Raw genomic sequence first — 666 nt, 5'->3', positions numbered from 1 at the left:
CCAATCTTTAATGGGTTGGAAGACAATACAACACCAAAGCAAAGAAGAGAAGCGATGGTTAGTTTGTTAGATAAAACTATGGATGAATTTTTAAAGAAGTAGAAAGAAATGAAAAGCACAGCTGCAGCATCATCTGTGTGAGATAAGCAACTGTGCATATGAAGTGTAAAAAAAGTCCATTATAACCATAATTGGTATTCGGAATGTTAGGGTACTTTTACTATAACAAGAAACAGACAAGTCTAGAATCGTAAATATAACCTTTTACAAATGTAAAAGGGAAGGGATAAAGAACAGTTGTATAATTTATAACAAAGGGAAATAATGGTGTAGGTTTAATAGGAAGTATACAACATGTTCCTTATCCTTCATGGAGTAACTGAAAGGATGAAGCGCATACATATTCATACATTTCAAAGATGTAGAATAGCTAATTGGGGTCATTCAATGTACAAAGCCGTAGTGAAAGTTCTTCATCCACTCTTATTATTTGTTAATTTTGGTTTTGTATACCAATAAAAATGAATATAAATTAGCAAATGCCCAAATGGTATTTGAATGAGAACAGATAAGACGAGGAGTGGAGAAGATGGAACATATTGAAACAGAGGTACAAAAGAAAATTGATGCGCTCGGTCTAAGTCCTTTGGACGATATAATTTATCA

Annotated in this window: 1 protein-coding gene; it reads right to left on the bottom strand. The window is 32.9% G+C overall.

Annotated elements, in window-relative coordinates; all coding sequences use genetic code 11:
* Positions 1–473 precede the first annotated feature (473 nt).
* The coding region (locus ACQRBL_RS32480) for a hypothetical protein (protein ID WP_427736434.1) at positions 474–666 on the bottom strand (193 nt) is incomplete at its 5' end.

This window comes from Bacillus sp. AF62 (assembly GCF_050312695.1).
GTDB classification, from domain to species: Bacteria; Bacillota; Bacilli; order Bacillales; family Bacillaceae_G; genus Bacillus_A; species Bacillus_A cereus.
The sequence above is the reverse complement of the archived record's forward strand: the minus strand, read 5'-3'. Positions and strand labels throughout refer to the sequence as shown.